22 protein-coding genes are annotated in these 25693 nt (G+C 56.2%); 12 read left to right on the forward strand and 10 right to left on the reverse strand.

Annotated elements, in window-relative coordinates; genetic code table 11:
- Positions 1-126 precede the first annotated feature (126 nt).
- Genes DC3_RS15695 through trpE form a run of 3 tightly spaced genes read right to left on the reverse strand, consistent with a single transcriptional unit; the run spans position 127 to position 2498 of the window.
- Positions 127-708 carry an anthranilate synthase component II gene (locus DC3_RS15695; protein WP_222594778.1) on the reverse strand — a complete coding sequence of 194 codons (582 nt, stop codon included), beginning with the start codon at positions 706-708 and terminating at the stop codon, positions 127-129.
- Complete coding sequence (locus tag DC3_RS15700) at positions 708-1094, reverse strand: tautomerase family protein (RefSeq protein ID WP_146885924.1); 387 nt, start codon at positions 1092-1094, stop codon at positions 708-710. The genes DC3_RS15695 and DC3_RS15700 overlap by 1 nt, the downstream gene beginning before the upstream one ends.
- 3 nt (positions 1095-1097) lie before the next feature.
- Complete coding sequence (gene trpE / locus DC3_RS15705; protein WP_146885926.1) at positions 1098-2498, reverse strand: anthranilate synthase component I; 1401 nt, start codon at positions 2496-2498, stop codon at positions 1098-1100.
- Between the two features lie 288 nt (positions 2499-2786).
- Here trpE and DC3_RS15710 point away from each other — a divergent pair, with 288 nt between their 5' ends.
- From DC3_RS15710 to DC3_RS15730, 5 genes are all read left to right on the forward strand, one after another.
- Positions 2787-3635, forward strand: a complete 849-nt coding sequence (locus DC3_RS15710) for a sulfurtransferase (RefSeq protein WP_146885928.1) — start codon at positions 2787-2789, stop codon at positions 3633-3635.
- 118 nt (positions 3636-3753) lie between these two features.
- Positions 3754-5010 (forward strand): protoporphyrinogen/coproporphyrinogen oxidase, encoded by a 1257-nt coding sequence (locus tag DC3_RS15715; RefSeq protein ID WP_146885930.1) that lies wholly within the window; start codon positions 3754-3756, stop codon positions 5008-5010.
- A gap of 245 nt (positions 5011-5255) precedes the next feature.
- Positions 5256-7481, forward strand: coding sequence for a glycosyl hydrolase family 18 protein (locus DC3_RS15720; RefSeq protein ID WP_186816069.1), 2226 nt, complete (start codon positions 5256-5258; stop codon positions 7479-7481).
- Between the two features lie 99 nt (positions 7482-7580).
- Positions 7581-8252 (forward strand): hypothetical protein, encoded by a 672-nt coding sequence (locus tag DC3_RS15725; protein ID WP_146885934.1) that lies wholly within the window; start codon positions 7581-7583, stop codon positions 8250-8252.
- Positions 8253-8286: 34 nt separating this feature from the next.
- Positions 8287-9363, forward strand: a complete 1077-nt coding sequence (locus DC3_RS15730; protein ID WP_146885936.1) for an aminopeptidase — start codon at positions 8287-8289, stop codon at positions 9361-9363.
- Positions 9364-9449: 86 nt separating this feature from the next.
- Here the strand turns inward: DC3_RS15730 and DC3_RS15735 are convergent, their stop codons facing one another.
- The 6 genes from DC3_RS15735 to DC3_RS15760 all read right to left on the reverse strand — a co-directional run bounded on the left by DC3_RS15735 (position 9450) and on the right by DC3_RS15760 (position 14611).
- Positions 9450-9731, reverse strand: a complete 282-nt coding sequence (locus tag DC3_RS15735; protein WP_084571478.1) for an HU family DNA-binding protein — start codon at positions 9729-9731, stop codon at positions 9450-9452.
- Positions 9732-9854: 123 nt separating this feature from the next.
- Positions 9855-10409, reverse strand: a complete 555-nt coding sequence (locus tag DC3_RS15740) for an NUDIX hydrolase (protein ID WP_146885939.1) — start codon at positions 10407-10409, stop codon at positions 9855-9857.
- 217 nt (positions 10410-10626) lie between these two features.
- Complete coding sequence (locus DC3_RS15745) at positions 10627-11328, reverse strand: HesA/MoeB/ThiF family protein (RefSeq protein WP_146885941.1); 702 nt, start codon at positions 11326-11328, stop codon at positions 10627-10629.
- A gap of 60 nt (positions 11329-11388) precedes the next feature.
- Positions 11389-11817, reverse strand: a complete 429-nt coding sequence (locus tag DC3_RS15750) for a hypothetical protein (protein WP_146885943.1) — start codon at positions 11815-11817, stop codon at positions 11389-11391.
- A gap of 29 nt (positions 11818-11846) precedes the next feature.
- The gene (locus tag DC3_RS15755; protein ID WP_146885944.1) at positions 11847-12044 is read right to left on the reverse strand and encodes a hypothetical protein; all 198 of its coding nucleotides are present in this window, start codon (positions 12042-12044) and stop codon (positions 11847-11849) included.
- Between the two features lie 17 nt (positions 12045-12061).
- Positions 12062-14611: an FtsX-like permease family protein gene (locus tag DC3_RS15760; RefSeq protein ID WP_146885946.1), complete on the reverse strand. Its 2550-nt coding sequence runs from the start codon at positions 14609-14611 to the stop codon at positions 12062-12064.
- Between the two features lie 268 nt (positions 14612-14879).
- Between DC3_RS15760 and DC3_RS15765 the strand changes: the two genes are divergently transcribed.
- From DC3_RS15765 to DC3_RS15775, 3 genes are all read left to right on the forward strand, one after another.
- Positions 14880-15434, forward strand: a complete 555-nt coding sequence (locus tag DC3_RS15765; RefSeq protein WP_146885948.1) for a glycerol-3-phosphate acyltransferase — start codon at positions 14880-14882, stop codon at positions 15432-15434.
- Complete coding sequence (locus DC3_RS15770; RefSeq protein WP_146885950.1) at positions 15431-17581, forward strand: hypothetical protein; 2151 nt, start codon at positions 15431-15433, stop codon at positions 17579-17581. Before DC3_RS15765 ends, DC3_RS15770 begins: the two co-directional genes overlap by 4 nt.
- Before the next feature lie 89 nt (positions 17582-17670).
- Positions 17671-19368, forward strand: coding sequence for a stalk domain-containing protein (locus tag DC3_RS15775; RefSeq protein WP_186816070.1), 1698 nt, complete (start codon positions 17671-17673; stop codon positions 19366-19368).
- A gap of 38 nt (positions 19369-19406) precedes the next feature.
- On the opposite strand, the gene nagZ is transcribed toward DC3_RS15775, so the two are convergent.
- Positions 19407-20924: a beta-N-acetylhexosaminidase gene (nagZ, locus tag DC3_RS15780; RefSeq protein WP_222594779.1), complete on the reverse strand. Its 1518-nt coding sequence runs from the start codon at positions 20922-20924 to the stop codon at positions 19407-19409.
- A 199-nt stretch (positions 20925-21123) separates the two neighbouring features.
- Here nagZ and DC3_RS15785 point away from each other — a divergent pair, with 199 nt between their 5' ends.
- From DC3_RS15785 to galE, 4 genes are all read left to right on the forward strand, one after another.
- Entirely contained in the window at positions 21124-22386 is a 1263-nt protein-coding gene (locus DC3_RS15785; protein WP_146885954.1) for an ABC transporter substrate-binding protein, read from the forward strand.
- Between the two features lie 142 nt (positions 22387-22528).
- Complete coding sequence (locus DC3_RS15790) at positions 22529-23434, forward strand: carbohydrate ABC transporter permease (protein ID WP_146885956.1); 906 nt, start codon at positions 22529-22531, stop codon at positions 23432-23434.
- Positions 23431-24393: a carbohydrate ABC transporter permease gene (locus DC3_RS15795; RefSeq protein ID WP_146885958.1), complete on the forward strand. Its 963-nt coding sequence runs from the start codon at positions 23431-23433 to the stop codon at positions 24391-24393. Before DC3_RS15790 ends, DC3_RS15795 begins: the two co-directional genes overlap by 4 nt.
- Before the next feature lie 224 nt (positions 24394-24617).
- Positions 24618-25634, forward strand: coding sequence for a UDP-glucose 4-epimerase GalE (galE, locus tag DC3_RS15800; RefSeq protein ID WP_146885960.1), 1017 nt, complete (start codon positions 24618-24620; stop codon positions 25632-25634).
- The last annotated feature ends 59 nt before the right edge of the window (positions 25635-25693 follow it).

The raw sequence follows: 25693 nt of genomic DNA on the forward strand, positions 1-25693 counted from the left end.
GGGGCCTGGGGCCAGGAGAAAAGGGCTCAGGGCTAGACGGTGGGGGAGAGGAACATCTGTTGGCACCCAGATTTCAGTTGACACCAACCTCCCCTCGTTAGGGGAGGAAAGCGCAGCGAGGTAGGGTCAATACGGATCATCCAGAAAATTCTTCAGCATCTGATGCCCATGCTCACTGGCAATGGACTCCGGGTGGAACTGCACCCCATGCATGGGGTACTGTTTGTGGCGCAGGGCCATCAGGGTTTTGCTGCCGTCCACTTCGGTGGTCCAGGCAGTGGCTTCTAGCACTTCGGGCAGGTCTTCAACCACCAGAGAGTGGTAGCGGGTCACCTGAATGTCTTCGGGGATGCCAGCGAACACACCTTTTTCATTGTGCTGGATGCGGGACATTTTGCCGTGCATGATGTGTTTTGCCCGCATCACGTTGCCACCAAAAGCCTGTCCCATGCTCTGGTGACCCAGGCACACGCCCAGAATGGGGATCTGGGGGGCGTATTTCTCGATCACGGGGATGCTCAGGCCTGCTTCGCTGGGGGTGCAGGGACCGGGGGAGATGATGATGCGGTCGGGCTGCAGTTTGTCGATGTCTTCGATCTCGAACTGGTCGTTCCTCCACACTTCGGCCTCAATGCCAAACTCCCCGAGGTACTGCACGATGTTGTAGGTGAAACTGTCGTAATTGTCGATGACCAGAACCTTCATCATTACACCTCTACCTTGTAGTTCAGGGCCAGATCGGCACCGTTTTTGCCACGAATGCCCCAGTTCACTTTCGGGGTTTCGATGAGGATCACTTCCACATTCTGACGGGTCACGCCAACCTGTTCCAGCTGGGTGAAAAGCTGCTCGATCAGGGCACGTTTGGTGCTCTCGGTGCGACCTTCAAACATGTGGATCTCGATGTCGAGGTACTTCTCGCTGCGGTCCTCGGGGTGAATGAAGTATCCCTCTTCTAAAGGCAGGAAGCGGTGAAACTTCTTGTCCAGAGGGTACTGCAGGGCCACCACCACAGCTTTGTGGATGGCTTCAGACAGGACTTCTTTGCTGGAATCCAGAAAAGCTTTGTGTCCGTAAATCTTGATGTTTGCCATGGCTTACAGCCCCTTTTCTGCCATTTCCACGGCCCGTTTCAGGGCGGCAGATTTGCTCATGGTTTCATTGAACTCGAACTCGGGGTCGGAGTCTGCCACCACGCCACCTCCGGCCTGGATGTAGACCTTGTTGTTGGCAATCACGGCGGTCCTGAGGGTCAGGGCCATGTCCATGCTGCCGTTCATGGCGATGTACCCGAAAGAGCCACCGTAAGGGCCACGGCGCACAGGCTCCACCTCTTCGATGATTTCCATGGCGCGGATTTTGGGTGCGCCAGAGAGGGTGCCCATCGGGAGGGTGGAGGCCAGGGCATGCAGGGGGGTTTTGCCCTCTGCGAGTTGAGCCTCAACGGTGGAAACAATATGCATCACGTGGCTGTACCGCTCGACCCGGAAGGCGTCTTTCACTTTCACAGAGCCGTATTTTGCCACCCGTCCGAGGTCGTTGCGTCCCAGATCCACCAGCATCAGGTGCTCGGCCCGTTCTTTCTCATCGGCCAGGAGTTCTTGTTCCAGGGCCACATCTTCTTCAGGAGTCAGGCCACGTTTGCGGGTGCCAGCAATGGGCATGGTGGCGATGGTCTTCCCATCGCTCTTGCAGAGGCTTTCAGGGCTGGAAGCCACCAGGGTCACGTTGGGGAACTGGATGTACCCGAGATAAGGGCTGGGGTTCACGGAGCGCAGGGCACGGTAGATCGCAAAGGGATGGGTGGTCAGTTTTGCAGAGAAGCGCTGGGAGGGCACCACCTGGAAGGCATCTCCGGCATGGATGTATTCCACGCACTTGCTGACGGCCTCCATGTAACCCTCTTTGGTGAAGTTGCTTTCCCACTCGGCACGCTCTGCAGCAGGTTCACTGCCGGGAACAGAAGTGAGGGGTGCGCGGAGCTTCTTCACCAGATCATCCAGCACCCCCTCTGCTTCTTTTTCGTTGTCTCGCACCGTCACCACAAACAGGCGGTGTTTGACGTGATCGAAAACCACCACAGCGTCAGGAATCATGAATTCGACATCGGGCAGGTTCAGTTCGTCGGGGTTGGTTTCCGGGAGTTTCTCGTACAGGCGGATCACGTCGTAAGAGGCGTAACCCACTGCCCCCCCCACAAAAGCAGGAAGACCATTCGGGACCTGGACTTCAGGGTGAATGGTCTTCTCGTAAAGCAGGGTGAGGGGGTCCTGTACAAACAGTGTCTCATTCCCGAAGGCCCCCTCCAGCGTCACGTTGTGACCTCTGGCAATGAATTTCCCTTGCGCTCCCACCCCCAGAAAGGAATAACGGGCACTGCGCTCTCCACCTTCGACACTCTCTAAAAGGAAACTGTGGGTGCTGCCGGAGGCAACTTTCAGATAAGCACTGACGGGTGTTTCAAGATCGGCGTGGATTTCCCGGTAATACACTTGCATCTGCTTCCTCCGTGGCCCTTTGCTGTGGCCGGTCTGTGGTCATTCAAACGAAACCCCCGAGGTCTGATTCCTCGGGGGCAAGAGCAAAAGCCTGACGTCCTCCCGAGTTCAGGGAGTCCACCACCAGTTGGCTTTTGCGTTACGGCTTAGCATCTTAGGATCAAGGGTACTCGACACCTCTGGTTTTTCGCAAGGGTTGTATAGGGGTAAGCAAAGATGCGGACAGGTGGACCGGGTTCAGGGGCTTTTGCAGTGTTGCCCATGACCCCTGAACAGTAGAATGGCCCTATGCCAAAGAACTGGGTGTCTGCGAAAGAAATCTTCGCCAGGGTGTTCGAGCCGAATTTGCGCATCATCGATGTGCGTTCCAGCCTGATGGATCATGGTTACGGAGCGCAAAAGTACGCGGAGGGCCACCTGCCCAACGCGACCCGTCTGGACCTCGAAACCGACCTTTCTGGACCCAAAGCTGAGCATGGAGGACGTCATCCTTATCCCTCTGCAGCACAGATCAAAGAGGTTTTTGAGCGTGCTGGAGTCAGCGATCACACCCGCGTGGTGGCCTATGATGATGCAGGTGGCATGTTTGCTGCACGGGTCTGGTGGCTCCTGAAATACATCGGGCATGAGGACGTCTGCCTGCTTGATGGTGGGATTCAGGCGTGGCTGGAGGCAGGGTTTTCTCTGGAGACTGCTGCCAGAAACTTTCCCGGAGGCCAGCTCACCGTGCGTGAGAAACCCGAATTGCTGGCCAGTGTGGAAGAGGTGCGCACCGTCAAAGGCAGAAACGATGTGTTGCTGATTGATGCCAGAGCCCCTGAGCGTTACAGGGGAGATGTGGAACCCATTGACCGCATTCCCGGTCACATCCCCGGAGCCATCAACCGTCCCTTTGGCCAGAACCTGGAAAACGGCAAGTTCAAGGACCTGGAATCGCTGAAAACCCAGTACCAGGACCTCGCCGGACAGCAGGAAAAAATCCTGTATTGTGGCTCTGGGGTGTCTGCGGCCCACAATGCTCTGGTTTTCCATGAACTGGGCATCCCCCACAGGCTCTATGCAGGGTCGTACTCAGACTGGGTGAGTTACCCGGAGCACGAAGTGGAAACAGGAGAACAGGCAGCAGAGCCGGTCTGAGCCAGATTTGAGAGCCAGAAGGCTTCAGCCAGAGCGTTTTTGTCTTCTGTTTTCTGCTGGTAATGCCGCTTACCCTTGGTCACACAAAAAAGATGCTTGAATTGACTCTGGAGGCCTTATGCATGTCATTGTCATTGGTGCAGGTCTGGCAGGATTGACCGCTGCACGCATATTGAAACGGGCGGGAAAGCAAGTCACGGTTCTGGAGAAATCAGACCATGTGGGTGGACGGGTCTGCACGTCCCATCATCAGGGCTTCACCATTGATCACGGGTTTCAGGTGCTGTTCACCGGATATCCAGCAGTGAAACGCAACCTGAATCTGGAAGCACTGGATTTACGCATTCTGGAGCCTGGAGCGGTGATCCGTTCTGAAACGCAGGTCAGCACGGTGGGCGATCCCCTGCGCCTGCCTGGCGATGCCCTGAAAAGCTTGCAGAGTCCGCACCTGAGTTTGAAAGACAAGGCCCTTGTGGGAAAGTTGAGCCTGGAGATCGGACAGGGGGAACCCAGTCGGTTTTTCAGAGAACCTGAGACCTCCACCCTGGTCTTTTTGCAGGAGCAGGGATTCAGTGAGGGGGCCATTGAGTCCTTCTTCAAACCCTTTTTTGGCGGCATCTTCCTCAAAAGGGACCTGAGCACGTCCAGCAGGCTTTTCAGGTATTACTACCGCATGATGCTGACCGGTGAGGTTGCCATTCCCAGAGAAGGCATGCAGGCCATTCCCCAGCAACTGGCGAAAGGACTGAACATCCAGTTCGGGACGAACGTGACAGCCCTGGAATCTTCGGGCCACAACGTCCGGGTGTACACCATGGAGGGATCACTCGAGGCCGATCAGGTGGTGGTGGCCACCGATCCGCCAGAGTTGCGTCGCCTGCTGGGTGTGAAGACCCCTCAAGGGCATGTGGGCAGTTCTTACGTGTATTTTGCCAGTGACGCCCTGCTGGACCAGAGCCGGAAACTCATTCTGGCTTCCGATGAGGGCCTGATCAACAATGCCATGTGGCTCAGCAATGTGGGGCCTTTTGCGCCTTCTGGAAAACACCTCCTGAGCGTGTCTGTGCTCCGTGCAAATTTTGACAATGACAACCTGCTGATGGCCAGTGTGCTTCAGGAACTTGAACACTGGTATGGTGCCCAGGCAGGAGAACTGCAACTCCTGAAGATCATCCACATTCCGTATGGTCAATTTGTTCAAAATGTGGGTTTCATGGACCACCTGACCCCGATCAAAGCCCCTCTGGAAAGGGTCTGGATTGCTTCAGAGGCCACCCGAATCAGCAGCATTCAGGGGGCCATGGAAAGTGGGGAGCAGGCGGCGGCGGCCATACTGGGAGACGTGCAGACCCTGTCCCGACCTCTGGGAGGATAGAACCAGTTTTCAAATTGGTATTGCTTTGAGGCATCCCAGAGCAGGATGCCTTTTTTCATTCAAATTTTGAATTTTGGTTGTGTTGCAGAAAAAACATCTGGTTGAACCCATGTTGTGTTTACCGGTAAACAAAATCTAGACAGGTAAAAATTGGTCTGAAAGTGGTCGGGTATATTTCTAACAAGTTCATCCCAAAAATGGTTTCTTTCCAGCATGCCTGAAAGCATGTCAGGAGGTGTTTGACTGTGAAGAGAATTGCTCTGCTCACGGGCTTGCTCACCCTTGGTGCAGTCACCCTGGTTTCCTGTTCCAGAGATGTCCTTGTTGACCCTGCTCAGGTGACTCAGCAGGCAGCCATTCTGTCCGCGACCTTCACGACCAGCAGTGCCTGGGACGGTGGCTTTAACGGAGTCATCACGCTGAAGAACACCGGGGACACCGCAGTCAGCACCTGGAGCCTGAACTTCAAATTCAACGGCAACGCAGGCCTCTCGGGAACCCCCTGGGGTGCCGGTGGGAATGCCGTCAAGAACGCAGACGGTTCTTACACCATCACCCCCAACACCTGGGGGGGCGGAAACATTCCAGCAGGGGGCAGTGTCACCGTTTCATACGGGGGAACAGGCGTGTTCAGTGGGGTGACCGCCTGCACCATCAGTGGAGCAAGTTGCTCTGGAACACCAGGGGACACCACTGCTCCCACAGTTTCTGCGACGGTGGCCCCTGCGACTTTGACTGCAGCTGGGACGGCCAAAGTGACAGCGACGGCCAGTGACAACGTGGGGGTGACGAAAGTGGAGTTCTTCCGCAATGGAACGCTGGTTTCCACGGACACCACAGCACCTTATGAGTACAGCCAGAGCTTCACTTCGAGCAGCCAGAATGGGACGTATGCTTTTACGGCCAAGGCGTTTGACGCTGCGGGGAACAACAAAACCTCTACAGCCACCAACTTAACAGTGAACATTCCTGGCACAGGAGACACCATTGCCCCCACAGTCAGTGTGACCGCCAGTCCCACCAATCTCACCGCTCCCGGAAACATCAACCTGAGTGCAACTGCCAGCGATAACGTAGGGGTGAGCAAGGTAGAATTCTACCGGGGCACCACCCTGATTGCCACGGACACCACTGCACCTTACACCCATGCGGACTCCTTCAGCAGCAGTGCCCAGAACAGCAGCTACAGCTACACCGCGAAAGCGTTTGATGCTGCTGGCAACAACAAGACCAGCACTGCAGTGACTGCCACCGTCAACATCCCGACCACCAGCTTTCCCCGTCCCACCGGGAAAACCATTGTGGCTTACTTTGCCAACTGGACCCGCAACAGTGGGTACACCGTCAACTCCCTGCCTGCAGACAAGGTGGATGTCATCAACTACAGCTTTGCCAAGATCGTGGGTGGCAAGTGCGCCTCCACCGACATCAATGCAGACTATGGTGGAACAGGTCCCACGGTGGGCGGCGGCTTCAATGACATCAAACTGCTGAAAGCCCGCAATCCCAGCATCAAGGCTGTGATCTCCATTGGCGGATGGAGCTGGTATGGCACGGGCCTCAATCCCAATCAGGAATTTGCGAAAGTGGCTGCCACGGACGCTTCACGCCAGACCTTCGTGAAGTCCTGCATTGACCAGTTTGTCAAAGGCATCATGCCGGGATACAACACCTACGAGGGGGTCTTTGATGGCATCGACATCGACTGGGAATTCCCTGGAGAGTGCGGGGGTGAACCCACGTACTGCCCGGCCACCCTCACGCAGGCCCAGACTGAGCGGGCCAACTGGCTGAAACTGCTGCAGGAATTCCGCAGACAGCTGGATGCCTACAAGCCTGGACTCCTGCTCACTGTGGCCGTGAACTCCCACCCACGCATTGTGCAGACCTACAAAGACGAAGGGCTGATCCCAGGGCTGAATCAGGTCCTGAACTGGATCAACGTGATGACCTACGACTACAGTGGCACCTGGAGCAGCATCACGGGCCACAACACCCCCCTGGACCAGAACCCCAGAGATCCCAATGCTGCCCAGAACTTCACCATCAAATCTGGATTGACCGCCTGGAACAATGCAGGGATTCCCAGAAACCACCTGATTCCCGGATTTGCCTTTTATGGACGTGGCTGGGCCAACGTTTCTGCGGGACCCAACAGCGATGGCCTGTTCAACCCGGCCAGTGGAGGTGCTTCGGGTGGTGAAGAAGTGGGGAGTGCCAGTTACAGGACCCTGGTGAATCTGGTGATCAACAACCCCGCATTCACCAAATACTACGACACCTACGCCCAGGCTCCTTACGCCTATGATCCAGTGAACCGCATCTTCTGGTCTTACGACAACGCCCAGTCCATTGGAGCCAAAGCCACCTACACCAAACAAAACGGTTATGGCGGAGCCATGTTCTGGATGTCCGGACAGGACGACAGCCAGAACACCTTACTCAATGCCCTGGCCAGCAAGATCCATTGATGGATTGCCCCGGTGTCCTTCACCTTTGATGGTGAGGGACACTTTTTTATCGCAATCAACTTCATGGAATCTCACGAGTGACTCCATTACCCTGAAGGCATGAACAGATTGTGGATGGGATTTTTCATTGTTTTGGCCCTCGTGGGCTGCAAAAGGGCAGAAGAAACCCAGAATGGGCAGAATGGCAGCCAGACTGCAAATCAGGGTGGAAATGTGAATCCAGTGCCTCCAAGCTCAGATGTCCAGAAGCTCTCAGGACCCGCAAAAGTGGCAGGCACTTTTCTGAAAGCTTTGCAAGACGGTCAGCTTGCCACGGCCGTGGACCAGATGAGCCAGTGGAACACCTCCCAGAACGCCATTTACAGTGCCCTGCTGGACAACAATGTTCTTGCAGAAGCCCTGTACGGCAAGTTGCAGTTCACGGTGGGCAACACCCAGATGCAGGGAAACACGGCTGTGGTGAATCTCAAGCTCTCCAACGTGCATCTGGCCAAGGGACTTGCCTCCAAGTGGACCTCTGCAGTTGCCCAGAACATCGGGGATGTGATTGCGGGCAGGACCTCCCCTGAGCAGGTGCTGCAGGAGATTGTGACAGATGCCAGCAAGGACACAAAGCTGGAGCGTTTTGACTACACTGGCAAACTCAACCTGAAAAAAGAAGGGAACACCTGGAAGGTTCAGCCGGACAGTGACCTCCTCAACACCATCACTGCCGACCTGTTGAAACCCATTCAGACTTTCCTGGGGCAGTTCTCACCCAAAAACCCTTGAGGGGGCGCTCCTCAGGGTGTTAGATTTGGGTGTCATGTTACAGGAACTCGCCCAGAAGCAGGCCCGCCTGCTTGCCAGTTATTGCATCAACGCCCAGCCTGGAGAAAGCATCCTCATTCAGGGGAGCACGGTTGGACTCCCGGTTCTGGAAGCCCTCCACAAAGAAATCCTCCTCAGAGGGGCACGCCCCATCCTCAAACTGGAATTTCCCTACCAGACCGCTGAATTTGTGAACCTTGCCAGTGATGAGGTGCTGGCCTCCCTGGCTCCGGGTGTCATGGAAGAGATTCATGGCATTGCAGGGTCCATCCGGGTGGAAACCCCCATGGCTCCAAAACAAGGTGCACGTCCTGAGCGCATGCAGCGCTGGAGCCAGACCCTGCATCCCATGGCCGAGGTGCGCAGGCAGCGCAAATGGTGCCTCACCCAGTACCCCACCGAATACGCTGCCGAAGCCGCAGGCATGGGCTTCGAGGATTATCAGCGTTTCGTGATGCAGGCCATGTTCCTGGATCACGATGATCCCGTTGCAAAGTGGGGAGAGGTCCGTGAGAGACAGGCCCGGCTGATTGAACGACTTGCTCAGGCCAGTGAGATCCGCATTCTCAGCGAAAACACCGACCTGATTCTGAACGTAAAAGGCCGCACCTGGGCCAACAGCGACGGCAAACGCAACATGCCCTCAGGCGAGGTCTTCACTGGACCCATCGAGACCAGTGCCAGTGGCCATATCTTCTATGACCTTCCGACCCTCTATCAGGGCAGGGAGGTGCAGGGCATTCATCTGACCTTCAAAGATGGACAGGTTGTTGATGCTCACGCTGAAGTTGGAAATGACGTGCTGCAGGCTGCCCTGAACACCGATCAGGGTGCACGTTACCTCGGAGAGATCGGCATCGGAACCAACTACGGGATTCAGGTTCCCAGCAAAAACATCCTCTTCGACGAAAAAATTGGCGGAACTGTTCACCTTGCCGTGGGCAGCAGCTACCCCGAAACTGGAGGCCTCAACAAGAGCACCATCCACTGGGACATGATCTGTGACCTGCGCACTGGCGGAGAGATTCTGCTGGATGGAGAGGTTTTTCAGCGGGATGGGGTGTTTGTCTAAGGTTTTTCCTCAGCAATCTCAAACACCATTTCCAAAGAATGAGAACCCTGGATGCATTCCAGGGTTCTCTGCATTTTGAATCGCGCTTAAAGGTCGGTTTTCAGGGTGCTGGCGACTTTGAAGCGCACTTTTTTCCCAGCGGGAATGGTGATGCGCTCGTTGGTGCCGGGACGCACGCCCTGACGCTCGGCGGTCTGGGTCACGCTGAAGGTGCCCAGTCCGGGGAGGCCGACGCTTTTGCCGGTTCTGAGGGCTTCAACAACACTGTCCAGCAGGGCGCTGATTGCTTCCCCTGCTTGTTTCTTGTTGAGGTTGGTCTTGGAAGCCACCAAATCAACGAGCTGGGTCTTAGCAATTTTTTCTGCCATGTCGACTCCTAAGAAACTGAATTTTTTGAGCTTTGTGGTTGGCTCCATTGGAATATAGCACATTTTTGCCGTTGGGTACATCAATTTCGGGCCCGAATGAAGGTGTAAAATCGACGTTTTTCCTCACAAGGCATCAAAAGCCAGTTGGCTCCAGCTCTCGAGTGCGTCGTATAAATCGCGAATCTGATGTCTGGGACGCATTTCTCCTTGCAGCTTCTCGGTTTCCCGCACCAGGGGCGCGTTTTTGGATTGTGCCAGGTACAGGAGGCCCACATGCACCCTGGAGACCGGGGTGTCATCCATCAGAATCAGGCCGAGAAGTTTCATGGAGGTGATTTGAGCCTCAATTTCCTCTTCAATCTCCCTCTCCAGACCTGCCTGAATGGGATCATCGGCTTCATCAATGGGGTTGATGTGGCCGCCCACCCCCAGCGTGTACTTCAGGTGAAGCCTCTGGTCTCCGCCTGCTTTCGTGCGGTGCATGACCAGGTACTCCCCCGCATGCTCGGTGATGACATAAGGAATCACCTGACGGTGGGTCTCATCCTGCTCGGCCTCAGGTCTGGGCAGAAAGGTGCCACGGGTGGAGAGAATCTCGTACAACTCAGGCGTTACAGGTTGCAATTGTGGGCTGGGTTTGGGCAAAAGGGCAGTGGGGACAGCGTAAACGTATTCCATCTCTGGGTATTTTAGCCGAGGGCCAAGGGCCGAGAGCCGAGGGCAGGTCAGGAAGGCAATGGCTTTTGCTCTGGGCTTTTGAAAATCGCCATTGCATTCTTTGTAAGGAGCATTTGCAGAACAGCAATCTGTCTTCCTGACTTGACACCATCAAACCAGAGCCATACCTTACTCTCGGCTCGGCTCGGCTCGGCTCGGCTCGGCTCGGCTCTCGGCCTCAAGGCAGCTTGATCACCCTCGCCGTCCCCTCCAGTGCATCAAACGTCCACAATTTCCCAATCATGGGCGTCCCAAGCCCTGTGATGACCTTGATGGCTTCCAGGGCCATCATGCTGCCTGCCACACCCAGCATGGGGCCAATCACGCCAATGGTGTCGCAGTTGTCCTGTGCGGGTGGAGGTTCGGGGAAGATGCGCCTGAGGGAGCGTTCTGCATTGAAGACGCTGAGCATGGCTTCATAACTCTGGGCAGCGGCCCACACCCAGGTTTTCCCCAGGTTCACGCAAGTGTCGTTGATCAGGTAACGGGTAGGGAAGTTGTCGGCACAGTCGAGCACCAGATCGAAGCTGGAGATGACCTCTTCAGCATTCTCTGGGGTGAGTTTCTGCAGGATTTCCGTCTGCACCCTGGGATTAAGCTGCTGGATCTGACTGGCGGCAATCCTGGCTTTGGGGGCATCCACATCTGCAGACCTGTACAGCACCTGCCTCTGCAGATTGCTGATGCTGACCACATCAAAGTCACAGATCCCCACCTTGCCGATTCCTGCTCCGGCCAGATAGGTCAGGGCAGGGGTGCCAAGCCCACCTGCGCCCACAAAAATCACAGAAGCACTTTTCAGACGCTCCTGATGCTCCTGGGTGAAGCCATCAAGCAGCAACTGGCGGCTGTAACGCTGGATTTCGGGACGGGTCAGCATGCTGATCCATGATAAATGAAACCCTGCCTCGGGAGCAGCAGGGATGCACAATTGTCCAGTTCAGTTGATGCTGCAGGACTCCACACCTGTGCTGGCTTCTTCCGAAGCGTTGCCATACTGTGGTCTCTTTTCAAGCTGCACCTCTTCCCAGTTGAGGTCCCGGTAGGCTTTGAGCGTAAAGGCAATCTGGGCATCAAAACCCCCTGGGCTGCGGGAATAGATCAGGGGGTGAACTGTCAGGGACCAGCCTTCCAGAGGTCCAGGATCGGTGAGGGCCTGTCTTTGTTCTTCGTTTTCCACAAAGAAGATCACCATTCCACCCCGAGTCCCAATGAAGTGGTCGTGGTACAGGGCCATGCCGCGTTTCGGGTCTTCGACGTACAGGTTGACTTTTTCATTTGCTTCACGGGCAGAGACGCCTGCAGGTGCGAGGGCATAAACCATGAAGCATCTGGGTTGCTGAATGTGTGGAACAGGAATCGGATTCATTTTGCTCCTTGGAGAATGTTGATTTGGGTTTATTCTTGCATCTTGCGGGCGTACACCTGCAACACGATGAAGACAGCCAGACCCTCGGTGACCAGGAACCCCAGCAGAACCCACTTGCGCAGTTCAGGCTGCTCCTGCAGGCCAAACCACAGGGCCACAGAGCCTGCAATGAGGCTGAAAACGAAAGCCAGTTGCAAAATTCGGTGGGTCTGTGCTCTGTTTTGCATGCTTTATTGTATGCCCTTCAAACTTCGCTGCTGGTGCGCAGGGCCTCTGCGGGACTGACCCTTGCGGCTCTGCGCGCAGGCAGGAAGGCAGCCAGAATGCCCACCACTGGACTGGCGATGATGGCAACCCCAAAGAGCTGTACCGGGTACACAGGATTCACCCGGTATCCGGTGAGGGTGTTGGCAGAGGCGGTGATCACCTGACTGAGGGCCAGTCCACCCAGAACCCCAAGCAGGGTGCCCATCACCACCACCACGATGCCCTCGGTGAAGACACTGCGCATCAATTCTCCGCGCCTGAGGCCCAGTGCCCGCAGCACGGCCATTTCATGCATGCGCTCAGAGAGGTTCATCCCGAGGGTGTTGGCAACCCCCAGGGCAGCAATGATGACCGCCAGCACCAGCAGGCTGTTGGTGCTGCCAAAAAAGCGACTGGTGGTGTCCAGAATGGCTTTCTTGTATTCCTCGTTGTACTGGATGTCCAGGTAGAGGTCCTCAAAGTCCTTTTTCAACTGTTCTCCAAACGCTCTGGGATTTCCGTTTTTCAGGGAGAGGATGTAGAGCTCTGGTGACCCTCCGCCAAAGAGTTTGAGGTCGCGGGTGGACGCAATGAAGGTTTCTCCTGCACTGGTGTAATCCACCACCACGCCCAGCACCCGAAAGTCGGTCCAGCCCTCTGTGGTTCGCAGCTTGACGGTGTCTCCAGCTTTCACGTTGTAACGGTCTGCTATGGTTCCCGAGGCGTAGACTGCGCGACCCCGGTAAAACTCCTGAATGGTGGTTTCCAGAGAGCCCTCGATGAACTGCAGTTTTCCTGCTCCAATGGCTGGATCATAACGCTCAGGGTCGGTCAGGACGATGCTGGCATTGCGGGGGCGCTCGCCTGGGGGTTCATAGCGTGCAATTCGGACACCCACAGCACTGATCTCATCCAGCTCAGGGTATTTTGTCTTCAGCTGGTCTCTGAAATCTGCAGGAAACGGTGTGGCTGCAGCCACGAACATGTCCCCGATGATGGTGGTTTCCACCCAGTCCTCGATGCTCTGGTTGATGCCGGAAACCATTCCTCCGACCCCTACAGTGAGCCCGATTCCCAGAGCAACGGCTCCAATGGCAACCCCGTTTCTTGCCCTGGACCTGAGAACGGCTCCCAGACCCAGGCGGGCAGGAACCCCGAAAAGGCCTGTCAGCAGAGGCTCAAAGAGCCTGCGGGCAGGCCCCAGGAGGGCCGGGGAAACCAGGGCAATGCCCACGAAGGTCAGGGCCATGGAGACACTGGCCCCTGTCAAAGCCCACGCTCTGGGGTAGTGCAGCACAGAGAGCAGAAGTCCGACGGCAAGCACCAGAGCCCCGATCAGGAAGGGAAAGCCTTTCCCGGCATCCACTGAACCTCTGGCTGCAATCAGGGGGGCAACGCTGGACGCAGCCCGGGCTGGACCTGATGCTGCAGCAAAGGTGGTCACCGTGCCCACCCCACTGGCAATCAGCACCTTGGTCCAGGGCAACTCCAGTGTGGTGAAGGGAAACTCCAGCAGGTAGGCATTAAAAGCTGTGATTGCTGCTGCAATGGCAACCCCCAGCAGCACCCCCACCAGAACACCGAGCACGCTGATCACGGCTGCTTCCAGATAACTGATCTTCAAAACCTGCCCACGGGTGAAACCCAGGGTGCGCAGCAAGGCAAATTCCCGGTGACGTTCGACCACGGAGGCTGCGAAGGTGTTGTAGGCCAGAAATCCTGCCAGAGCCATCAGGGTGGCTGCAAGCACCTCCAGACCGCTTTGCACCGTCTGCACCAGACCATTGGAGACCTGCCCACGTCCTGCAGGATAAAGCACACTGAAGGTTTCTGGCAGGAGGTCCTCCAGTTTCAGGCGCACGTCTTCCGCGTTGGATCTGGGACCCAGAATCAGGCCCACATAACTCACCCTGCCCTGCAGGTAGGTGCGCTCCTGCAGGTCTTCCAGACTGGTGACCCCCACCTGCCCTGCATTCAGGCTGGAAATGCCCCCATCGGTTTTGAGCAGGCCTGTGATGGTGAGCTCAAAAGAGCCTGTGGGGGCCACAAAACTCAACTGGTCTCCAATGTTCAGCCTCTCCTGGGCTGCAAAAGACTGGCTCACCGCAATCCCGAAAGAGCCTTTCACAGGCAGCGTGCCGCTGGACAGTTTCACAGGGAGGTCTTCAGGCCTGTCTGTTTGCTGTCCACTGATCAGAAATCCACCCTGCACGCCTGGCACAATCGGACGCTGATAATCTTTTGCTTCGTTTTTCAGGACGGCATAATACTCCAGGGTGAGCAGGGTGCGCTGGACCAGAGGTTCCTGTTCCAGGCGATCCAGTACAGGTTTTGCCTCAATGACCGCCCGACCGGAAGCGCCGGGAGCCACAATCAATTCAGCCTTGCCACTGGCTGCTGTGAACACCGACTGCAAGTTGGCATTGATGTTGTCTCCGACGGTCACTGTGCCCAGCACAGCAGCGATCCCCACCGCCACACCCAGAATGGTGGCCAGTGTGCGCCAGAAGTGACGGAACAGGTTTTTCAGGGTGTAGGAGAGGAGCACAAGTCACTATATCGGTTTTGAGAGGTGCTTTTTGTAGACTGCCATGGCATCTTAAGGGTGAGCGCAAAGTCGCTGGGGGGCGGTGTCCTTGCAGAAAGCCGTCAGCCCTCAGCCATCAGCGGTCAGCAAAAGATCTGCTGGGGAGCAGGTTCTCGCACCAGAGGAAGTGGATTGCTTTGTGCCTTCTGAATGCTGTTTTCTGCTTTTGGCATCGGCCCTCGGCTCTCGGCTCTCGGCTCTCGGCCTTTTGCTTCTGTACAATGCTGTTGTGCCTGTGGTCACCTGTCTGCTTGCCTACCTGCTGGGATCTCTGAGTTTCGGAATCCTCTATTCCCTGATGCAGGGAGAGGACATTCGCAAAAAAGATGCACCCGGAGGGAGCGGAATCTACCGCCAGTATGGTCTTTTTGCAGCCATTCTGGTGTCTGCCCTGGACATTGCCAAGGGAGCACTTGCTGTCTGGATCGCCCAGACCTACACCCCCGAGGTGGCCTGGCTTGCTGCGGGTCTGGTGGTGCTCGGTCACAACTTTCCGGTCTTCTTTCGCTTTGATGGAGGAGGGGGAATCGCTCCCCTGCTGGGAGCTTTGCTGGTGCATGCTCCCCAGACTTTGCTGGTGGCTTTGCTGCTCACCGCCATTGCCATTCCCCTGTACAGGTTTGTGCTGCAGAAGCACATCAAATTCAACGTGTTGCCCGCCATTTCTGTGATGGTGTTGCCGATCCTGCTGGTCTACGCTTACCTGCAACATGCAGGTTTTCTCGCACTGGTGTCCATTGTGGTTGCGATGGCCATCAGAATTCCTTTCAGCCTGAAATCATGAAACGACTCCTCGCTGTCCTCCTGTTTGTCTTTCTTTCTCTGGTCCACGCCCAGACCTCACGCCCGCAGGCCCAGCTTTCTGGGCGAACCTTGCAGGGGGTGGTGAATGGGATCACCCAGTGGAGTGTGAATTACCCCATCGAACTGGGTGACCTCCATGAACCGATTCAGGCCGGGGACAGCATTTATTTGCCCCTCGGCAGCGTGCTGGACCGCCTGAGTGTCCAGACAGGGGTGGTGGAAAAACGCTGGTATTTCCCTGCAGAGATCAGCCAGCTGGAACGCACCGAGTCTGGCCTGCTGGTCATGGTGGACCATGGTCAGGGCATCAGGGAGAATTTCACCATCCAGAACGATAAGATTCAGGAACGTGTGGTGTATCCTCCCAGAAGGGAAGTGCTCGGAGAGCTTGAGAAGCGTGCCCGTGTGGGCCTGGGAAAAAACCCCATGAAGGAACTGTCCCTTTCGGTCACCCAGCAGCTTGAGGCCAGGGTGAAACAGGACCCACTCAACCCCTTTCTGTGGATTTTCCTGTCGCAGCAGCAACTCCTGAACCGGGACAATGCCAGTGCCCGCCAGAACCTCGGAGAGGCCATGCGTGCCGAGGTGCCCTTTTTTGTGTCTGTGCGGATGGCGGTTTTGCTGGACAGCATGGGAGCACCCGAGTATGCCGATCAGGCCCTGACCCAGGCCAAGATGAACTGGGCGGAACTGGGCCATGATCCTGCCATTCCGGTGTCTGCAGAGGCATGGCAGGCTTATGGAAATGCCCTGTGGTACTCCCGGTACCTGCTCAGGGAAGGTCGGGTGGAAAGGGCCGGGGTGTGGTTCAAATTCCTGCGTGAAATTTCCCCCCGCTTTGAGGGCTATGCCAGCACCTACGAGCAGTACGCTGGATGGCTTGAAGACCAGGGTCGCACCGGGGAAGCCATTGGATGGCGCAATGTGGAGCGGGAACTCGGGGAGAACTCCGTTTTTTCGCTGGGTGAAAATGCCCTCCTGACCATCCGAGATGTGGCCCGCTTTACTGTATTCACCCTGATTGCCTGTTACCTGATGGTGTGGCTTACCCTGCACCTGCGCTACCTGGGGCTGCAATACCAGGAACTGCAGCCTTACGGAGGGCTCCTGAGCGGGTTCAGGAACCCACTGATGCGTGTCCGGCATGTGATCTTCAGTTATGCCACCTTTTCGGAAAAGCTGGTGGTCCTGACGCTCTTCCTGCTGTGCATCATGGCTCTGGGGGTGTGGGGCTGGGCCGATCGGGCACAGCAGGCCACCCAGAATGCGGCCCTCAACATGGGCACCTACGGTGGGGTGTGGTTTTACAGCCAGCTGGACAGTGTTTCTACTGCAACCAGTCAGGAATCTTCTTTCCTGAGGGGGGTTGCCGTGCAACTCGACGGAGACCAGAACCGTGCGCTGGAACTGTACCAGCAGGCTCCAGATGTGGCTGGTGCCCTCAACAACCAGGGGGTGATGATGGAGGTGCGTGGAGACGAGAAAGCTGCCAGCAACCTCTACCGGGAAGCCCTCACCGTTGATCCCAATCTGGTGGCCGCAGCATACAACCTGCAACTGAGCCCGAGCAGTTTTGAGACCACCTTCCAGTCGATTTACCACAGCGGTCCCCGACTCGCCTTTCCCACCGAAATCGAACGCCTCAGGGCGGTCAGCCCGGACCTGGGAGCTGAAATGAACCATTTCCTGCGCAACCCCTGGACTTACCTGATGGCCCTTCCCACTGGATGGAACGTGTACGTGCAGGCCCTGTGGGTCACCTGGCTTCTGGGTTCCACCCTGCTGACGGTGCTCCTGTTCATGGTGCCCCGCCCCCGTTCCGCCCGTCAGGAGATCCGCCCCTGGATGTTCCGGGTGATCACCGTCCTGCTTCCAGGCTCAGGCCTGATCGATGAAGTGTGGGGCCTCCTGCTGCTGATTCCTTTTGTGGTGTTCTGCCTGATTCTGGGCTTTAACCATTGGGGTTACACTTTTCCGTACCTCTACCGGGACATCAACCTGAACCTGATGTTCGCTCTTCTGGCAGGGGTTTATGCGGTGAATGTGATCGCGCTGGTCTTTGAGGAATTTGCGTTCTACAGGAGAATCCGCAGGCGAAGGGATCGCAGAAAGACCGAAGTGTCATAAGTCCCAATCCACAAAAAACAGGGCTGAGACTCAAGAAAACCTCAGCTTTCTTCACATCCAGCCAGAAACGCACTTGCTACACTACTTGGGTGCGTTTTTTACTGACCCTGCTCATTCTCTTTTTCTCTGCTGCCAGTGCTGCTTTTCAACTGGGAGCCCAGCAGCTTGTGCTCACGGTGGGCGAGAAACAGGCTTTTCTCAATGGAAACCCCACAGAACTGGACCTCTCTGCCCGCATCATTGGTGGGCGGACCATGCTGCCTGTGCGCACGGTGGCCAGCAAACTCGGCCTTTCCCTGATCGGTCCAGATGAAACCACCGTCAAGATCGGGGACCTGCTGTACCGCCCCAGGGACAACACAGGAACCCTGAGGGGGAACCCTATCGATCCACAGTCCCTTACGATGGTGGATAAGGTGCTGTACATCAATGCCAGACTGCTGGCAGATGCCCTTGGGGCCAGCCTGATCTTCTCTGAAGAAGGCCGCACCCTCACCCTCACCACCAACCTGCCGCGCAACATTGATGCCGCGTTGCCCCAGGCCCGCTTCCTGACCACCAAATCCAGTTATGCCATCGGAGAGAAGGTCAATTACCTGGATTATTCCTTTGATCCAGAAGGCCTGCCCCTGGTGAGCCGGCGCTGGACCAATAAGCAGGACGCGTTTTTTGTGACAGGCCCGCAAACCATCACCCTGCAGGTCATCAATGAAAAAGGCAGGTCCTCTGCCACCTACACCCGCACCATCCAGATCACCGATGAGGTGCAGGAGAGCCCGCTTTCTTTTGCCCTGAAGAACCAGGCGCTGGGAACCACCTTCAAAGATGATGCCATCCTGACCTATCCGCTGGTGCTCTTGCAGGCCATTCCCGGTGAGGAACGCACCCTGATGTTCAGCGATTCCCCGGAAAGCGTAGACACCAGTGGCATCCTGTACCGGGATGATGTGAGTGGCAAGCTGCGAATTCTGGCGTATCACATGAATGCTTCTGCCCGCCCTGCAAGGCTTTTCATTCAGGTCAAGAACATCTCCATCAATGAAGGACAGGCCAGGGTGGAACGGCTGGGCGAGACTGCCCCCACCCGGGTGGAAACCACACTGGGGCAGGGAACGCTGCTGGATTTCTATTCTGGAGGCCAGACCAACCTGCTGCGCTTGCCCACCGGAACATGGACCACTCTGTATTCTTCACCTGTCCTGCCCCCAGGGGGTGGGGTGAATGTCATGCTGGATGCCGAATTCACCACCCGAACCCAGGTGAGCATCTTCATGCTGCAGGAGGGGGATGACCCCCAGACCCTCACCGTGCTTCGTGGAGACGGCAAACACCAGAGGGGCACTTTCCTCAGTGCAGTCCGTGAATTGCAGGCGAACATCACCACCCTCCCTGCCCGTATGGTGCTCGGGGATGAGAAAGTGGACCAGAACCTGATCGGCATTGATGCCACCACCCTGAACACTGTGGTGCTCAAAGGCAATTACGGCCTCTTGTACCGCATCAATCTGGTGGGTTTGCCCGATCATGCGGTGGGTGCCCTGGCTCCGCGCGGAGGGGTTTACAAAGGGGCCCTTCACGTGGATGAATTGCCCATTGCGCTGCCAGAGTCAGGGGTGCTGACCCGCTCCAATTACCCGATCCTCTTCAGCCGGGGTTCTGTGAAGCGTCTGGAGTTCATTCCTGCAAGTGGATCGAACCTGCCCGTGAATCTGGTGTTCTATCCGACCCGCATCACCGAACCGCTTTCTCCTGCGCCTCCGGTTGCAGCTCCGAAGAACAAAAAGTGATCAGCAGGCCCCTTTTTGGGGCCTGTTTCTGTGGAGCTTCAGAACTGAACAGGCAGTTTTCCAGCAGGGCTCTTGCCTTGAAGCGTTTCGGTGAGGGCCTGCAGGGCATTGTGCCGGAATCCGTAAGTGATCAGGGCAGGGAGGTCCAGTTGCATCACCTGATAGGGGTTCCACAGGGCCAGATGCAAGATGGGGACCCCCTGGGACTGGATCTCAGAGATGAGCTGCAGTTCCTGTTCATTGAAAAGCTCACGGGCCAGACCTCCCAGGACCACATGGTGGGCATCCTGCAAGGCAGCAAAGAGTTCAGGGAGGGCTTTGAGGGGGTCCTGCTGGGTGTAGGTCAGCAGTTTGACTTCGGAGTACACCTCCTGCAGGCGTTCTTGCAAATGTTCAGGAGAGAGGGTGTCCTCGTAGGCTCCACCCACAGAGAGTTTGTCTGGGGCCAGCAGGAGGATTCGTGTGTCTGGTGCTGGAAGTTCTTCTATGTGGTATTCGGTGAGGGCCTGTCTGGAGGCGGTCAGCATCAATTCTTCATCGGCCTGACGCGCTTCTTCAGGGTAGGGAAGAGGGGTGCAGGGAAAGCGCGCACTGAAATGGGCCAGTTTTTCTTCACTGCGGGAGAGCAGGTCTTCTGAGAGGACGCCCTCTTCAATGGCTCTGGCGATGGCCTCCACCTGTTTTTCCTGCAGCTTCAGGTCGTTTACGCACAGGATCAGGTCTGCTCCGGCATTCAGGGCCTTGATGGCAGCCTGCCCGCCTTCGTATTGCCTGCTGATGGCGTGCATGTCCATGGCATCAGTGACAATGAGGCCCGCATAACCCCAGCTGTCCCTGAGCAGGCCAGTGAGGATGTTTCTGGAAAGCGTTGCAGGATTTTCACTGTCCAGAGCAGGGAAGATGATGTGGGCGGTCATCATGGAACCCACCCCTGCCTCTGCAGCTTTCTTGAAGGGATGCAATTCGGTTTTCAGCAGTTCTTCGATGGGTTTGTTCACGGTGGGCAGGGCCAGGTGGGTGTCGATGTGGGTGTCCCCGTGTCCGGGGAAGTGTTTGACGCTCGCCATCACTCCGGCCTCTTCCAGTCCGAGTGCCCAGTTGACCCCGTGCAGGGCCACAGATTCAGGATCACTGCCGAAACTGCGGTCTCCGATCATGGGGTTGAAAGGATTGACGTTGACATCCAGGGAAGGGGCGTAGTTCCAGTTGATGCCGTAAGAACGAAGGCCTCTTCCCACTGCAGCCCCGACCTGTCTGCTGAGTTCGGGGTTGGCGGTTGCACCAAGGGCCATGGCAGAAGGGGCCTGAGGGGTGTCCAGAATGCGAATCACCGCTCCTCCTTCCTGGTCAATGGCAATCAGGGCTTCTTCGCCCAGCACTTCTCGCAGGTCTGCCATCAGGGTCCTGAGCTGTTCAGGGGACTCTACGTTGCGTCTGAACAGGCATATCCCTTTGAAACGGTATTTCTGCAGGAAAGCTCGGGTGTCTGGGTCCAGGGTGGGGCCTGGGATGTCCACGATCATGTGTTGACCGGCGCGCTGTTGGAATCGGCTCATGGGGTGATCTCCTCCATCTAGTAATACCTCAATAATACCAGTTTAGGACAGGGGCTTGAAATCTGCCGCAATTGGTATTAAATTGGTATACATCAAGCACGGCTTCGGCCACACAAACCATCTGCATTGCAACCCACATCCTGGGTGGTCGTTGTGTCGTGAGATCTTGCAGACCGCAAGAGTCAAGGGGAGGAAAGACATGCTCAAAAAAGCGTTAATGGTCAGCGCCGCACTCGGTATGGGACTCGGTTTTGCTCAGCAGAAGGTTGAAATTGAATTCTGGAGCTGGTACCTGAGCCCCAAATTCGACAACTACCTCAAAGACACCATCAAGGACTTTGAGGCCAAGAACCCCAACATCACCGTCAAATGGTTCGACAAGCAAGACACCATGGTGCAGGACCTGATTGCCTCCATCAACCTGGGCAAAGCCCCCGATGTGGTCAACCTCAACATCCCTGACACCTTCTCCGCTGCCCAGAACGGCTTCCTGACCGACATCAGCACCCTCACCCCCATGAGCGAACTGAAAGGCCAGTTCTGGGACAACCCCCTCAACAACTTCACCGTGAACGGCAAGCCTTATGGCTACCCCTGGTACGGCTGGCTGAACGAAGGCGTGATGGTCTACAACTCTGATCTGGTCAAGAAAGCCGGATACAGCGAGAAGACCCTGCCCAAGACCAACGACCAGCTGCTGGCCTTCGCCAAGCGCGTCAAGGACCGCACCGGTCAGTACGGCTGGATTCCCAACTTCATCGACGCCAGCGGTGCACCCCTGTGGCACGGCTTCTTCTACGCCGATGGCCTCCCCATCTACGACGAGAAGACCGGCAAGGCCCAGTTCACCAGCAGCAAGCACGTCGCCCTGCTGAAGAAGTACGTCGACATGTACAAAGCCGGCTACTTCCCCGAAGACATGCTGCGCAAAGAAGCCTTCCAGCTCAGCATGGAGCTGTACAACCAGGGCAAACTGGCCACCATCGTCGGTGGACCCCAGTCCCTCACCCGCATCAAAGACGCCAACAAGGACCTGTACGGCAAGACCAGGGTGGCAGAAGCCCCCCTCGGCAAGTCCGGTCGTTCCACCGGTGGTGGCATGGACCTCGTGATTCCCGCAGCTTCCAAGCACAAGAAAGAAGCCGCCATGTTCGCCGAGTTCCTCAGCAACAACGTCAACCAGATGAAATTCGCCAAGATCGTGGCCATCGTTCCCACCTCCAAAGGTGCTGAAAAAGACCCCTTCTTCAAGCAGGAGTCCAACGATCCCATCATCCAGGCCAGCGGAATGGTCGGAGCCAGCGGACGCTACATCGACCCCGGCTTCAACCCTCCCAAGAACTCCAGCGTGCTCTACAAGAACCTCGTCGACAACCTCGAAGCCGCCTTCCTCGGCAAGAAGACCCCCAAGCAGGCCCTCGACGACGCCGCAACCTTCTGGAACGCCAACGTCAACAAATAAGCTTTCGGCCGGGTGAAGTTCACCCGGACCCACCTAGAGCTGCGTGAAACAGAGGATCAAAAGCGGCAACGCTTTTGGTCCTCTTTGACCGAAACAGCAGGTGTAACATAAAAGTACACCCCCAGCAACCAGGAGAAGTCCCATGCAAAACAAAACCCGCACAGCCCTGATTGCCTACGCGTTTCTCGCACCGGCCCTGATTCTGCTGGCTGTCTTCACCTTCTACCCGGTGATTTACGGAAGTTACCTCGGGTTCACCGAGTACAAGGCTGCGCAATTTGCTGCTGGCGAGGCCCCAAGGTTCATCGGGGTGCAGAACTTCATCGCGCTTTTTCAGGACGAACTTTTCCTCAAGGGCCTGTGGAACTCCATCAAGTACATTGCCATTGTGCCTGCCCTGCAGATTGCAGCCCTGGCGATTGCCGTGGCTGTGAACCGCAAACTGCCCTTCATGGCTTTTTTCCGTGCAGCCTATTATGTTCCGGTCATCACCTCCATTGCCACGGCAGCCGTGATGTGGGACTGGATTTTTCAGAAAGAGGGAACCCTCAACTGGGTTTTGCAGGGCCTGCACATCATAAACTCAAATTCCGCTTTTGGCTGGCTCAACAATGAACACACCGCCATCTGGGCCCTGATGCTCGTCACCTTCTGGCGCGGCTTCGGCTACTACATGGTGCTTTACATGGGCGGTCTGCAGGCCGTTCCCGAAGAGGTTGAGGAGGCCGCCTACCTGGATGGTGCAACTCCATTCCAGACCTTCTGGCTTGTGATTGTCCCCATGATGCGCCCCACCCTGCTGCTGTGCAGCCTGCTTTCCACCTTCGCAGCCATCCGTGTGCTGGATGAAGTGGTGGCCCTGACGCCCGGTGGCGGGCCCCTCAACAGCACCTACACCGCCTTGATGTACGTGTACCAGAAAGCCTTTGACGGCTTCAACTTTGACTACGGCATGGCTTCCGCTGCTGGCCTGATCATCGCCGTGATTGGCATCGGACTGTCCATTGTGCAGTTCCGCCTGAACAGAGAAGGGGAGGAAAGGGCATGAGCGTGACCCAGGATCGAATCGTGCAAGACGAGCACAAACGTGCCGTTGCAAGGGCAAAAAGCAAGAAACTCCTGAACACCATCCTGATTTACGCTTTCCTTGTCCTGGTTCTGGTTTTTGCTGTCTTTCCCTTCCTCTGGACCCTCGCCATCTCTTTCACAGACAAGAGTGCCACAGGTGGCGTCAGCATTTATGACTTCCCTGGAAGTCTGATGCCCAGGCAGATCACCATTGCCAACTTCATTGAGGTTTTCACCCAGCTCAAGATTGCCCAGCCGTTCTGGAACTCTGTGGTGATCAGCCTGTTCACTGTCGTTGGAACCCTGATTGTTTCTGCTCTGGCTGCTTATCCTCTGGCCCGCATGGATTTCCCTGGACGCAACATCCTTTTCGGGGCGATCATTGCCACCCTGGTGCTGCCCACCGAAACCGCCTTCATCGTCAACACCATGACCCTCAAGAACCTGGCCAACCTCCCCGTGATCGGTGGCAACAACTGCTTTGCGCCTTCTTCAGTTGCCCCTTACGTGTGCCAGGGCCTGGGAACGTACTGGTCCGTGGTGCTGCCCACCATTGCCACCGGATTTGGCATCTTCCTGCTCAGGCAATCCTACCTCTCCATTCCCCAGGCCCTGCTTGAAGCAGCCCGCATCGATGGAGCGACCGAAACCCAGATCCTCTGGCGCATCATGATTCCCCTCTCCATGCCAGCCATGACCGCTCTGGGCATTTTCACCCTGGTCAACACCTGGAATGCCTACGTGTGGCCCAAGATTGCCCTGCTTGGTGCCCAGAACCTGGAGCCCATGTCCATTGCAGTTTTGAAGCTCAAAGGCCAGTACAACTTTGACCCTTTCAACATTGCTGCAGGTGCCGTGATCATGATGGTTCCGATCCTGATTGTTTTCCTCTCGGCCCAGAAGCTCTTCCTCAGGGGCCTTGATGGTGCAGTGAAGTAAAGTTCAGTCACAACAGGAGGGGACCGCCAGCCAGGGTTGCGGTCCCCTCCTGTTGTGGCATGTCTATACAGTGGGACGCAAAAAATAAGGTTTGATGAAGCTTTTTTATGAACCAGATGTGCGCGAATTGGCAGAGAAAACCGGAAGATATGGTACATATATGAAGGTGTTTCAGTGGTGGTCGAAGCTCAGGCCGTGACTGGATGAAAAACAAAGGAGAGTAGATGACCAAGCTTAAAGTGCTGGTTACAGGAGGGGCTGGGTTTATCGGAAGCACGATATGCTCCGCCTTGCTGGATGCGGGACACACGCCAGTCATCCTGGACAACCTGGTCACCGGACGGAAGGAGTTTACTGTTGATCGGATCTTCTATCAGGGAGACATTGCCGATCAACAGCTTCTGCGAAGCATTTTTGATGCGCATCCAGACATTGATTCGGTGATCCATTGCGCTGCTCTGATTGTTGTTCCTGACTCTGTCAGACAACCTTACGAGTACTACGTGGAAAATGTCGAGAAATCTCTCCATTTGTTCCGTCATTTGTTGGATCTGGGATGTCACAAAATCATTTACAGCTCTTCGGCCTCAATCTATGACAGCACCTCTGCGGTGGAAGTCGATGAAAATGCCCCTCTCCAGCCGCTCAGTCCTTATGCCCGCACCAAGCAAATGGTCGAAATGATCCTTCAGGATTTTGCCGTTGCTTACCAGTTGCAATCCATCGTTTTGCGTTACTTCAATCCCATTGGTGCAGATCCTCAGTTGAGAACCGGGTTGCAGCTTGAACGGCCCTCTCATGCTCTGGGCAAAATCATTGAGGCATATCAGAGCCACCAGACCTTTTACGTGACGGGAACACAATGGCCCACACGTGATGGGTCAGGCATCCGGGATTACATTCATGTGTGGGATCTGGCCCTGGCCCATGTTCAGGCCGTGGAACTTTTTGACAACATTTTGTCCCGTACCCCCACCCACCATGCGGTCTACAACATCGGAACAGGTCAGGGTGTGACCGTATATGAGCTGGTCCAGGCTTTTGAAGAGGTGACTGGTTTGCCTCTTGCCCATGAAGCAGCGCCCCCCCGCCCTGGTGATTCAGCAGGAACATACACCATCAGCCAGCGGGCCAGCACAGACTTGCAGTGGAGCCCACAGCGGACCCTCCAAGAAGGCATTGCCCATGCTCTGGAATGGGCCGTGTTGCGCAAGGAGAAATTGCTGCAACACAAGAATTGAATTGCCTTTATTTCCACCTGCTGGAAGCCCTTCGTTCGATTGCCTTCAAAACATACAGG

Source organism: Deinococcus cellulosilyticus NBRC 106333 = KACC 11606, from assembly GCF_007990775.1.
GTDB classification, from domain to species: Bacteria; Deinococcota; Deinococci; order Deinococcales; family Deinococcaceae; genus Deinococcus_C; species Deinococcus_C cellulosilyticus.

What these genes read in the sequence shown, in the direction of transcription:
- DC3_RS15695 (WP_222594778.1), bottom strand. Translation starts at nt 708, where the DNA reads ATGATGAAGGTTCTGGTCATCGACAATTACGACAGTTTCACCTACAAC.
- DC3_RS15700 (WP_146885924.1), bottom strand. Translation starts at nt 1,094, where the DNA reads ATGGCAAACATCAAGATTTACGGACACAAAGCTTTTCTGGATTCCAGC.
- trpE (WP_146885926.1), bottom strand. Translation starts at nt 2,498, where the DNA reads ATGCAAGTGTATTACCGGGAAATCCACGCCGATCTTGAAACACCCGTC.
- DC3_RS15710 (WP_146885928.1), top strand. Translation starts at nt 2,787, where the DNA reads ATGCCAAAGAACTGGGTGTCTGCGAAAGAAATCTTCGCCAGGGTGTTC.
- DC3_RS15715 (WP_146885930.1), top strand. Translation starts at nt 3,754, where the DNA reads ATGCATGTCATTGTCATTGGTGCAGGTCTGGCAGGATTGACCGCTGCA.
- DC3_RS15725 (WP_146885934.1), top strand. Translation starts at nt 7,581, where the DNA reads ATGAACAGATTGTGGATGGGATTTTTCATTGTTTTGGCCCTCGTGGGC.
- DC3_RS15730 (WP_146885936.1), top strand. Translation starts at nt 8,287, where the DNA reads ATGTTACAGGAACTCGCCCAGAAGCAGGCCCGCCTGCTTGCCAGTTAT.
- DC3_RS15735 (WP_084571478.1), bottom strand. Translation starts at nt 9,731, where the DNA reads ATGGCAGAAAAAATTGCTAAGACCCAGCTCGTTGATTTGGTGGCTTCC.
- DC3_RS15740 (WP_146885939.1), bottom strand. Translation starts at nt 10,409, where the DNA reads ATGGAATACGTTTACGCTGTCCCCACTGCCCTTTTGCCCAAACCCAGC.
- DC3_RS15745 (WP_146885941.1), bottom strand. Translation starts at nt 11,328, where the DNA reads ATGCTGACCCGTCCCGAAATCCAGCGTTACAGCCGCCAGTTGCTGCTT.
- DC3_RS15750 (WP_146885943.1), bottom strand. Translation starts at nt 11,817, where the DNA reads ATGAATCCGATTCCTGTTCCACACATTCAGCAACCCAGATGCTTCATG.
- DC3_RS15755 (WP_146885944.1), bottom strand. Translation starts at nt 12,044, where the DNA reads ATGCAAAACAGAGCACAGACCCACCGAATTTTGCAACTGGCTTTCGTT.
- DC3_RS15770 (WP_146885950.1), top strand. Translation starts at nt 15,431, where the DNA reads ATGAAACGACTCCTCGCTGTCCTCCTGTTTGTCTTTCTTTCTCTGGTC.
- nagZ (WP_222594779.1), bottom strand. Translation starts at nt 20,924, where the DNA reads ATGAGCCGATTCCAACAGCGCGCCGGTCAACACATGATCGTGGACATC.
- DC3_RS15785 (WP_146885954.1), top strand. Translation starts at nt 21,124, where the DNA reads ATGCTCAAAAAAGCGTTAATGGTCAGCGCCGCACTCGGTATGGGACTC.
- DC3_RS15790 (WP_146885956.1), top strand. Translation starts at nt 22,529, where the DNA reads ATGCAAAACAAAACCCGCACAGCCCTGATTGCCTACGCGTTTCTCGCA.
- DC3_RS15795 (WP_146885958.1), top strand. Translation starts at nt 23,431, where the DNA reads ATGAGCGTGACCCAGGATCGAATCGTGCAAGACGAGCACAAACGTGCC.
- galE (WP_146885960.1), top strand. Translation starts at nt 24,618, where the DNA reads ATGACCAAGCTTAAAGTGCTGGTTACAGGAGGGGCTGGGTTTATCGGA.